The sequence below is a fragment of the Microvirga sp. P4_G7 genome, assembly GCF_056401005.1.
The window spans coordinates 1-9,075 of sequence record NZ_JBFUKD010000084.1 but is presented as its reverse complement, the minus strand read 5'-3'; the positions used below and the strand labels follow the sequence as shown (position 1 = coordinate 9,075).

Genomic DNA, 9,075 nt, shown 5'->3' with positions numbered 1-9,075 from the left:
GCTCATCCTCGCCTCTCCGCAATCGCCGCCCGGACCTCATCCTGGTCCGAGAAGGGCAAGGTCCGGTCGCCGATGATTTGGCCCGTTTCATGACCCTTCCCGGCAACAACCAGGACGTCGCCTGCCCGCAGCTCATTGACGGCGACGCGAATGGCGGCGGCACGGTCGCCCATTTCACGGGCGCCAGGCGCGGCTTTCATGATCTCGGCCCGGATCGCGGCCGGCTCTTCGGAACGTGGATTGTCGTCGGTGACGATGACGATGTCGGACTTTTCGGAGGCGATACGTCCCATCAGCGGGCGCTTGCCACGATCGCGATCGCCACCACAACCAAAGACGCAGATGAGACGCCCCGTCGTGAACGGACGCAGTGCATCGAGCACATGCGCCAGTGCATCCGGTTTGTGAGCGTAATCAACGACGCACAATGCACCGTCGATCTCGGCCACGCGTTCGAGCCGTCCCGAAACGCCGACGAGGTCGGCCAAGCCAGCCAAGATATCGCGAATACGATCCTCGCCCTCGATAGCGGCGACGAGCCCTGCCGCCAGCAGGGCATTCTCGACCTGGAACTCGCCTGGCAACGGGAGGGCGACTTCTACCCTTTGGCCAAACGCCTCGATCGTCAGCCTCTGGGCGAAACCATGCGGTCGTGCATCCACCAAACGGATCGTGGATCCGTTGCGCCCGGTCGTGAGCGTCTTCAAGCCGCGGCGGCGAATGCCTTCGAGGAAGACGTCCGCGAACGGACCATCCGCGTTGACGACGGCCGGCGCATCGTCCGGCAAGAGCGTATCGAACAGGCGCAGCTTCGCGGCCGCATAAGCTTCGGTTGTCGCGTGATAGTCGAGATGATCACGCCCCAGATTGGTGAAACCGCCAGCGGAAAGGCGAACGCCGTCGAGACGACGCTGATCGATCCCATGAGACGAAGCTTCCATGGCAAGGCGATGAACTCCCTCACCTGCCAGCCGATCGAGAGTCTGGTGCAGCATGACCGGATCAGGCGTCGTCAGAGAGCCATACACGGCGCCGTCGGACGTGATGACACCAAGGGTGCCAAGGCTCGCCGAGCGGTGTCCCAAACGGGCAAACAGCTGACGCGCGAAATCGGCCACGGAGCTTTTACCGCTCGTACCCGTCACCGCGACGATCTTTTCAGGTTGCCGTGGATAGAACCGCGCGGCGGCGAGCGCGACGGCGCGATGGGCATCCGGAATTTGCACGTAAGCAACTGATGGCGACAAGTCGTCGGGTCGAGTATCCTCGCCGGCGACGGCGACAGCGCCTGCCGCGATCGCTTGGGGAACGAACGACATACCGTCAACCTTGGTGCCCGGAACGGCGACGAACAACGCTCCCGGAACCACCTTCCGGCTGTCCGCTATGATTGCGCTCACCGCGACGTCCGCCACTGGCGTGTTTTGCGCCTCCGCGATCAAATCACCGAGCGTTGATCTGCGCGACGTCATCAACGCGTCCCCCAAGCATTCAACCGCGACATCAGGGGGAACGGCTGCTGCGGCGCTTCGAAGCGTGGCGGGATACCGAGAAGCGGGGCGACGCGCTCGATGACGTTGCCGGTGATCGGGCCCGCATTCCAACCCGCCGTCGAAAAACCGTAKGTTTCGGGCAAGGCGACTGGTTCGTCGACGATCGTCAGGAAGACATATTTGGGTTTGTCCGCCGGCACGATGGCCGTGAACGTGGTCAGGTTCTTGTTTTTCGAATAGCGCCCGTTGACGACTTTCTCCGCGGTGCCGGTCTTGCCGCCGACGAAATAGCCGGCAATCGCCGCGGTCGATGCGGAACCTGCCGGGTTCGACGCATTGAGGCGCATCACATAGCGCATCGCTTCGCTCGTCTCGGGCTTGATGACCTGCATCGCGGTGGCGCGCGCGGTCACTTCGTCGCGCTTCAGGAAAGTCGGCGTGATCAGAGCGCCACCGTTCACCAGAGCGCCCACGGCCATCAGGGCCTGCAGCGGCGCAACGGCGAGACCGTGGCCGAACGCGATGGTCATCGTGTTGAGTTCACCCCAACGCGGCGGCACGATCGGCAGAGCGTTCTCGGGCAGCTCCGTCTCGAGCCGTGTCAACTGGCCCATCTTGCGTAGGAAAGCTTTATGCCCTTCCACCCCGATGCCCAGCGCCATTCGCGCCGTGCCGATGTTGGACGAGTGAATGAAGACTTCGGGCACCGTCAGAACGCGACGTGTCGGGTGATAGTCACCGATGGTGAACTTGCCGTAACGCAGTCCCGATCGCGCATCGAGGGACGAGTTGATGTTGAACTTGCCTGAATCGAGCGCCATGGCCGTCGTCAGGGCCTTGAAGGTCGAACCCATCTCGAACACGCCGACATTGATCCGGTTGATCCGATCTTTTTCGAGGGCGTCGACCGGGTTGTTCGGATCGAAATCCGGCAGGGACACCAATGCGACGATCTCGCCCGTGTTGACGTCGAGCACTGCGCCTGCGGTCGCCTTGGCCTTGAACTTGGCCATCCCCTTTTCGAGCTCGTCGCGAAGCGCATGCTGAACGCGCAGATCGAGGGAGAGTTCGATCGGTTTCAGATCCGTCGACGAGATGTTGAACCCGGCGCCGTTCAGATCCTGAAGACCTTGGCTGTCGATGTATTTTTCCATGCCGGCGATGCCGACGTTGTCGATATTCGCAAAGCCGAGCACGTGGGCCGCGGCATTCCCATTCGGATAGACGCGCTTGTTCTCAGGCAGGAACCCGACGCCGGGAATGCCGAGGCGGTGGACCTCCGCCTGCTGCTTCGGCGTGATCTCGCGCTTGACCCAGACGAAGCCCTTCTTCGTGCCTAGCTTGTCGCGCAGTTCCCGCGCGTTGAGGTCGGGAAGGACCGCGGTCAGAAGTTCGACCGCTTCATCCTTGTCGATGATATTGCGCGGTTCTGCGAAGACCGAAACCGTTCTCACGTCCGTGGCCAGAACATCGCCGTTGCGATCGACAATATCCGGACGCGCCGCGGAGATTTCCGAAGAGGTTGCGAACCGGACGCTGCCGGTGTTGTCGCTCGTCATGGCGAGATAGACGAGACGCCCGCCAATCGTGGCGAACAGCCCCGTGAAGCACAATGTCACGAGGCCGACGCGTGCCGTGCTCTTGTCGACGCGAAGGCGAAACAGCTCGCGGACGTGGGACAACAATCCACCCTTCGGCGGCGTCTTTTTCGGCTGTTGAGCGATGTCGGACACGTGGGGCACAGGCATCACCGTATCGGGGTTTGGGTCGTCGGCGTACGCGCTTCCGCCGACTTGTCCTTGGGCGTCGACGTGGGTTCGAGAAGGCCAAGCGCTTCAAGCTTGCGGCCGATCTGATCCTCACGAGCCTGACGGGTCGGGAGATCGGAAAGCCGTGCCAGTTGYTGAATTGCCATCGGCTGCAGGTCGAGGTGACGCTCCGCCGCAGCCTGCAGCCGGTCTGGCCGATTCAGAAACTGCCATTCGGCCTGCAGGACAGCGATTGCATCACGCTCACGCTGGGATTGCGATTTCAGCTTGGCGACCTGCTCGACGTAATAGAGCGTCTCGTACTTGATCGAGTAAGCATAGACGGCCGATGCGATCAGCGCCGTAATGGCGATCATGTGCAGGAACCGGATCATCGGCGCCCTCCCCGCTTTTCCGCCGTACGCGGCAATTCAGCCAGCATGGTGATGGCGCTCAACGGCTCTTGCGCCGGCTCTTCCGTGCGAATGCCAGCCCGGAGTTTCGCGGAGCGGGCGCGTGGGTTGCGCGCGACCTCGCTGTCCGATGCCACGATCGGCCCGCGGGTGAGCGCGTCGAAAGTGGGTTGTGCCTGYGCCGTCATCGGCAAATGGCGAGAACCGGAACTCAAGCGCCCTGTCCTGGCTGCGAAGAACTGCTTGACGATCCTGTCCTCGAGCGAATGGAACGTGACCACGACCAATCGCCCGCCCGGCTTCAGGATCCGTTCCGCCGCGTGAAGCGCGCGAACGAGTTCCCCGAGCTCGTCGTTCACCGCGATCCGGAGCGCTTGAAATATCCGGGTCGCCGGATGGACGCCACCCGGTTCCTGCCAGATCAACGTTGCGACGAGATCCGCAAGCTGCCGCGTCGTCTCGAACGGAGCCTTGCGGCGTGCTTCGATGATCGCGCGCGCTACGGCGCGTGCCCGTCGTTCTTCGCCGTAATGGTAGAATATGTCCGCAAGCTCGGCTTCCGACGCTTCATTGACGAGATCGGCCGCGCTTTGGCCGCCCCGTTCCATCCGCATGTCGAGGGGACCGTCGTTGCGGAATGAGAATCCGCGATCCGCTTCGTCGAGCTGCATGGAAGACACGCCGATATCGAGCACGACGCCGTCCACGCCATCCGGCGCGCGGCTCGTGACGATCTCGTCGAGATCGCCGAACCGGGCGTGGACCAGATCCAGGCGTCGCTTCATCTTCTCGACCAACGCGGCGCCGGCGGCGATGGCGTTCGGATCACGATCGATTGCAATTACGCTATTGCGGGAATGGCCGTCGAGAATGGCGCGCGTATATCCGCCAGCGCCAAATGTGCCGTCGACAAACAGGCCGCCGCGCTTGACGTCGAGCGCCTCGCAGACTTCCCCCAGGAGCACAGGAACGTGACGGGATGGTCCGCCAGCGGCTCCGGCCGGGCCGTCGCCGCGTTCCGTCATTGCCCCCGCCCTCCTGGTGGGATGTCCTGCAACATGCGAGGCTCCGCAATTCGAGTTCCCAAGACCTTCTTCAGGTCCCGCACTTTCGAGCGCGCCTCCTCCAAGTGCACACGAAAACGCTCTGGTTCCCAAAGTTGGAACTTGTGTCCGAGACCGACAAACACAACCGTGTCGGCAATCCCGGCGTGAACTTTTACTGACTCGGTGAGGATTACTCGTCCTTCCGGATCGACCTTCAGGATCTCGCTCGTGCCGAACAAGGCCGTCGAGAGATGATCCCGCTCGTCCGAATAGGGCGACAGAGTCGACAGAAACGCGTCGATCTCGTTCAGAAGCACGTTGCCACCCGCATCCAGGGCCGTCGCATCGAGCGACGGGTGAACGTAGAGGCCCTCGAACCCGTCCCGCGCCAGCACGGCACGGAACTGCGCCGGGATGGAAACCCTCCCCTTCGAGTCCAATCGATTGGTAAAATTGGACACGAAGCGATCCATGGGCCGTTCGACTGCTCCTCATTGTCGACCCCGCGGCGAATTCCTCGATTCCGCCGCATCCCCTCAGCAGTGCCTGCGCCTCCTTATGAGCCGGTGACCACGAGCCATGACGGCCTGAGTGCACCGCCTCGCGAAGCATCGTCGACGGGATGATTTGGGATAACATGGGATAATATGGGCGTCAACGGAGCTGGGCGGTATGGCGGACCCTTGCCCGCCTCCGCCATCAGAATCGGTTACGGTTAATGAATCGTAAGCGCAGCAACGATTTAGGTGCTCGCGCCCCGTGGATCCGGTGGATTGTCCGCAAAAAATAATGGTGTCAGCCGGCCTGTAAGCCGGGTTCTGTATGGCCCGAGGTTTCAGCCTCGAACGTGGCGGCCATTCCTCTGGGACGGTCGTTACCGACCGCCTCAAGCAACCAACCCGGACGACCGGCCTGGAAATAGGCCTGGCTGACGCCTGTCGTCCCTATTCGGTCTTGCTCCTGGTGGGGTTTGCCGTGCCGTGCGCATTACTGCGTCCGCGGTGCGCTCTTACCGCACCCTTTCACCCTTACCTCAGACCCGAGGGCATGAGGCGGTCTGCTTTCTGTGGCACTTTCCCTGGGGTCACCCCCGCCGGACGTTATCCGGCACCGTATTTCCATGGAGCCCGGACTTTCCTCCCCGAGCGAACTCGGAGCGGCCGCCCAGCCGGCTGACAGCGCCGATGTGGTGCAGAAGGGAGGTCCGCGTCAAKGCCAGTCAGTTGGCGGAGGCGATAATCGTCTTCACACGCGCGCAGTATTTCTGCGAGGCTTTGGTCATCGTCACCGTCCGATGTCCGAACTGGTAGCGCAGGATCGTACCGCACGTGTCGCCCCCGGCGAGACGATAGGCCATCGCGAGATACTTGAGGCCGTAGCGGAGATTCGTTTCCGCATCGTTCAGGCCGTTGGCTCCGCCCTCATAACCGAGGGACCGAGCCGTCGTCGCATTGATCTGGGTGAGACCGATGTTCGGCCCGTTCCGCGCAGCAGTATTGTAACGGCTTTCGATGCGAATGACCGCGTCGGCCAACTCGAAGGGTAGCTTGTTTTCGAGCGCGTAGCGTTGCACGAGGGGTTTCAGCGCCTGGGTTCGTTGAGCCTCGGCCCGTGCGCGCGCATTTTTCGGGAGAACCTCCGCCGCCTCGTCAATGGCCTCGATTTCGTCCGAACCCTTGCCCTGAGCGGCGGCGACAGTTTGAACCGATTTCGGCTCGTTCTTAGCCTCGGCCTTCTTCGCAGGAACGGCGGCCACGCTTCCCATGGCGACGCTCACCGTCGACGCATTCGTTTTGACAACCGTCGCCGGCTTTTGCCCGGAACTGGAAGGCTCACCTTTCGAAGCTGCCGCGATGCGCTCCTCGGACTTTTTCACCTTCGAGCCGGCGGATGATTGCTTCGTAGCCGCCTTCCCCGCAGCAGGCTCGGCGGCTTTTTCATCAGCCGCGCGCTCATCGACAGCGACCTGATCGGCAACGCTTTGCTCGGTCGCGTCGGCGACGCTCGTCTGTTCAGTGGCGGAAAGCGCGGCTTCAGGGGCGACAACGCTCGCACCCTCGCCTCCCTCGGCCCGTGCCTGAGAAGCAAGAGCAAGGGCGATTGCGCCGACAAAGGCCACCATCACCACCCTCAAAACATGCTGCCACGTCATTCGCTCACCTGCCTCAATTGTCCGAAGTGTGTTCGGTGGCGGCGAAATGAGGCGATGATTTGACAGAATCGAGACTCGGGCCACATATGAGGCGTTTAATGATATGATATATCGTATTGCAAAGGACGATCGTGATGAAATGTATTGCTGTATTCCTCGCATGTTTCGTCGCCTTGGCCGTCACCGCGTGTTCACCGGGTGAACGTGCACTTGGAGGTGCCGGAATTGGCGGCCTGGCCGGCGCCGCCATCGGAGGCGCTGCGACGGGGAGAACAAGCGGCGCTTTGGCGGGAGCTGCGCTTGGCGCCGCCGGTGGCGCCATCGTCGGCGCTGCAACGACGCCCGAGCCCGAGATGCTCGAAGAGCCGATCCCGGCGCCGGCGCCGGTTTACGCGCAACCATTGGCACCGCCCGTGCAACATTCTCAACCGAGGTCTGCGCCGGTTGTCGCGACGCCGCCGACAACTTACGGGAAACCGATCTGCCGGTATGGGACTTATACGCTACGTGGCCAAGAATATTGCAAGCCATAGGCGGCTTGGATGGAACCGATCGTCTAGGAAAAAGTTGGCGAGACAGTAAGGCCAAGCTATACCGCTCACGCTTTATGCAGTTGTAAGGTCGCTGAGGAAGAGGAAGTCTCCCATGAAGAAAATCATCTCCGCAATCGCCGCTGGTGCTCTCACCCTATCGGTGGCGGCCTGCAACACCCCGACAGACCGTGCCGTTGGCGGCGCAGCGATCGGCGGTCTCGCCGGCGCGGCGATCGGTGGCGCGGCAACCGGCCGGGCCGGCGGCGCACTTGCTGGCGCAGCCATTGGTGCTGCCGGTGGCGCAATCGTCGGCGCGTCGACGGCACCGCGTTCGCAATGCCCGTATGGCACCTACCAGGACGTTTACGGCAATCTCTATTGCCGTTAATCGTCGCAAACAGATGAATTTGAGGGCCGGGAGCAATCTCGGCCCTTTTCTTTTGGCGGAACTTGCGCATACCACTCAGACACGATGATTCATTCGATCTGGGGGAAGCTCGGCGGCGCGGGAATTGGTCTAGCGCTTGGCGGGCCAATCGGCGCCCTTTTGGGCGGCGTTGCAGGACACATGCTTGTTGACCGGGAGGGAGCTCTTTTCGGAGCGCCCCCGCGTGACCTCGTGTTCACGACGGGTCTTGTCGCACTGGCCGCCAAAATGGCGAAGTCCGACGGTGTTGTGGTCGATCGCGAGGTAGAAGCATTCGAACAGGTGGTCGATGTACCACCGGACGAGCACGAGCGCGTCAAGAGCCTCTTCAATCTGGCCAAATCCACGACCGACGGCTTTGAAGCCTACGCGCGCCAACTGAGCGAGCTGTTCAAGGACGAGCCGCAGCTGTTGGAAGACGTCCTCGACGGTCTATTCCATATCGCCAAGGCGGACGGCGCAGTGCACGAGGCTGAGTTCTCATACTTGAAGGACGTTGCGACGATCTTCGGCTTCTCGGATATTGCATTCGAGCGCATCACGGCGCGCCATGTTCGGCGGCGCGATGATCCTTATCTGATCATCAAAGCCGATCGCGGCATGAGCGACGAGGATTTGAAGCGGCACTACCGGCGGCTTGTCGCCGACAACCATCCGGATCGCGAAATCGCCCGCGGCCTGCCTCCCGAAGCGGTCAAGATCGCCACCGATCGTCTCGCCGTGATCAACGCCGCTTGGGAACGCATCGCGGCCGAACGCAATCTCAGGTAGGATCGATGAGCGCGCCCCTTTCTCCCGAGAGCCCCGTTGCAGCGAAGGTTTTTCCCTCGCCCAACCATGGCGAGAGAAAGGACGGCCGCCGTCCAGACATGCTGATCCTGCACTACACCGGCTTGCCGAGCGAGACCGAGGCGCTGCAATGGCTTTGCAATCCCGTGTCTCAGGTTTCCGCCCATTACTTCGTGTTCGAGGATGGACGCGTGCTGCAAATGGTGCCGGAGATCAGACGCGCCTGGCACGCGGGCCGTTCGTGCTGGAATGGTGATGTCGACATCAACTCGGCCTCGATCGGAATCGAGATCGCCAATGCCGGTCATACCAGCGGCTCCGTCCCGTTTCCGGACGCACAGATCGAAAGCGTCATCGCGCTGACCGGCGATCTCGTGCGACGCTGGCGCATTCCGGCAGAACGTGTGCTCGGTCATTCGGATGTCGCACCCGGCCGCAAGCTCGATCCAGGTGAGTTGTTTCCCTGGGAGCGGC

Annotated in this window: 10 protein-coding genes and 1 other RNA gene; 4 read left to right on the top strand and 7 right to left on the bottom strand. The window is 62.2% G+C overall.

Annotated features, from left to right (window positions below; translation table 11 throughout):
* Positions 1-2: 2 nt before the first annotated feature.
* The 7 genes from AC1DT3_RS06300 to AC1DT3_RS06270 form a co-directional block, all read right to left on the bottom strand.
* On the bottom strand, positions 3-1,472 hold the full coding sequence (locus AC1DT3_RS06300) for a UDP-N-acetylmuramoyl-L-alanyl-D-glutamate--2,6-diaminopimelate ligase (protein WP_477464396.1): 1,470 nt from the start codon (positions 1,470-1,472) through the stop codon (positions 3-5).
* A complete protein-coding gene (locus AC1DT3_RS06295) occupies positions 1,472-3,241 on the bottom strand; it encodes a peptidoglycan D,D-transpeptidase FtsI family protein (protein ID WP_477464395.1) in 1,770 nt (589 codons plus the stop codon). The genes AC1DT3_RS06300 and AC1DT3_RS06295 overlap by 1 nt, the downstream gene beginning before the upstream one ends.
* Entirely contained in the window at positions 3,241-3,636 is a 396-nt protein-coding gene (gene ftsL / locus AC1DT3_RS06290; protein ID WP_477464394.1) for a cell division protein FtsL, read from the bottom strand. The genes AC1DT3_RS06295 and ftsL overlap by 1 nt, the downstream gene beginning before the upstream one ends.
* Positions 3,633-4,679 carry a 16S rRNA (cytosine(1402)-N(4))-methyltransferase RsmH gene (rsmH, locus tag AC1DT3_RS06285; protein WP_477464393.1) on the bottom strand — a complete coding sequence of 349 codons (1,047 nt, stop codon included), beginning with the start codon at positions 4,677-4,679 and terminating at the stop codon, positions 3,633-3,635. The genes ftsL and rsmH overlap by 4 nt, the downstream gene beginning before the upstream one ends.
* Positions 4,676-5,173 carry a division/cell wall cluster transcriptional repressor MraZ gene (locus AC1DT3_RS06280; RefSeq protein ID WP_477464392.1) on the bottom strand — a complete coding sequence of 166 codons (498 nt, stop codon included), beginning with the start codon at positions 5,171-5,173 and terminating at the stop codon, positions 4,676-4,678. Before AC1DT3_RS06280 ends, rsmH begins: the two co-directional genes overlap by 4 nt.
* A gap of 318 nt (positions 5,174-5,491) precedes the next feature.
* Positions 5,492-5,876: RNase P RNA component class A (gene rnpB, locus AC1DT3_RS06275), an RNA gene on the bottom strand.
* A 43-nt stretch (positions 5,877-5,919) separates the two neighbouring features.
* Positions 5,920-6,852, bottom strand: a complete 933-nt coding sequence (locus tag AC1DT3_RS06270) for a transglycosylase SLT domain-containing protein (RefSeq protein ID WP_477464391.1) — start codon at positions 6,850-6,852, stop codon at positions 5,920-5,922.
* A gap of 134 nt (positions 6,853-6,986) precedes the next feature.
* Here AC1DT3_RS06270 and AC1DT3_RS06265 point away from each other — a divergent pair, with 134 nt between their 5' ends.
* From AC1DT3_RS06265 to AC1DT3_RS06250, 4 genes are all read left to right on the top strand, one after another.
* Positions 6,987-7,385: a glycine zipper domain-containing protein gene (locus AC1DT3_RS06265; RefSeq protein WP_477464390.1), complete on the top strand. Its 399-nt coding sequence runs from the start codon at positions 6,987-6,989 to the stop codon at positions 7,383-7,385.
* A gap of 112 nt (positions 7,386-7,497) precedes the next feature.
* Positions 7,498-7,773, top strand: coding sequence for a hypothetical protein (locus tag AC1DT3_RS06260; protein WP_477464389.1), 276 nt, complete (start codon positions 7,498-7,500; stop codon positions 7,771-7,773).
* An 84-nt stretch (positions 7,774-7,857) separates the two neighbouring features.
* On the top strand, positions 7,858-8,583 hold the full coding sequence (locus AC1DT3_RS06255) for a TerB family tellurite resistance protein (protein WP_477464388.1): 726 nt from the start codon (positions 7,858-7,860) through the stop codon (positions 8,581-8,583).
* Between the two features lie 5 nt (positions 8,584-8,588).
* On the top strand, positions 8,589-9,075 hold a 487-nt coding region (locus AC1DT3_RS06250; protein WP_477464387.1), incomplete at its 3' end, for an N-acetylmuramoyl-L-alanine amidase.

Excerpts from the sequence above, each read along its gene's own strand:
- AC1DT3_RS06265 (WP_477464390.1), top strand. The coding sequence starts at position 6,987 with ATGAAATGTATTGCTGTATTCCTCGCATGTTTCGTCGCCTTGGCCGTC.
- AC1DT3_RS06280 (WP_477464392.1), bottom strand. The coding sequence starts at position 5,173 with ATGGATCGCTTCGTGTCCAATTTTACCAATCGATTGGACTCGAAGGGG.
- AC1DT3_RS06300 (WP_477464396.1), bottom strand. The coding sequence starts at position 1,472 with ATGACGTCGCGCAGATCAACGCTCGGTGATTTGATCGCGGAGGCGCAA.
- AC1DT3_RS06270 (WP_477464391.1), bottom strand. The coding sequence starts at position 6,852 with ATGACGTGGCAGCATGTTTTGAGGGTGGTGATGGTGGCCTTTGTCGGC.
- AC1DT3_RS06255 (WP_477464388.1), top strand. The coding sequence starts at position 7,858 with ATGATTCATTCGATCTGGGGGAAGCTCGGCGGCGCGGGAATTGGTCTA.
- AC1DT3_RS06260 (WP_477464389.1), top strand. The coding sequence starts at position 7,498 with ATGAAGAAAATCATCTCCGCAATCGCCGCTGGTGCTCTCACCCTATCG.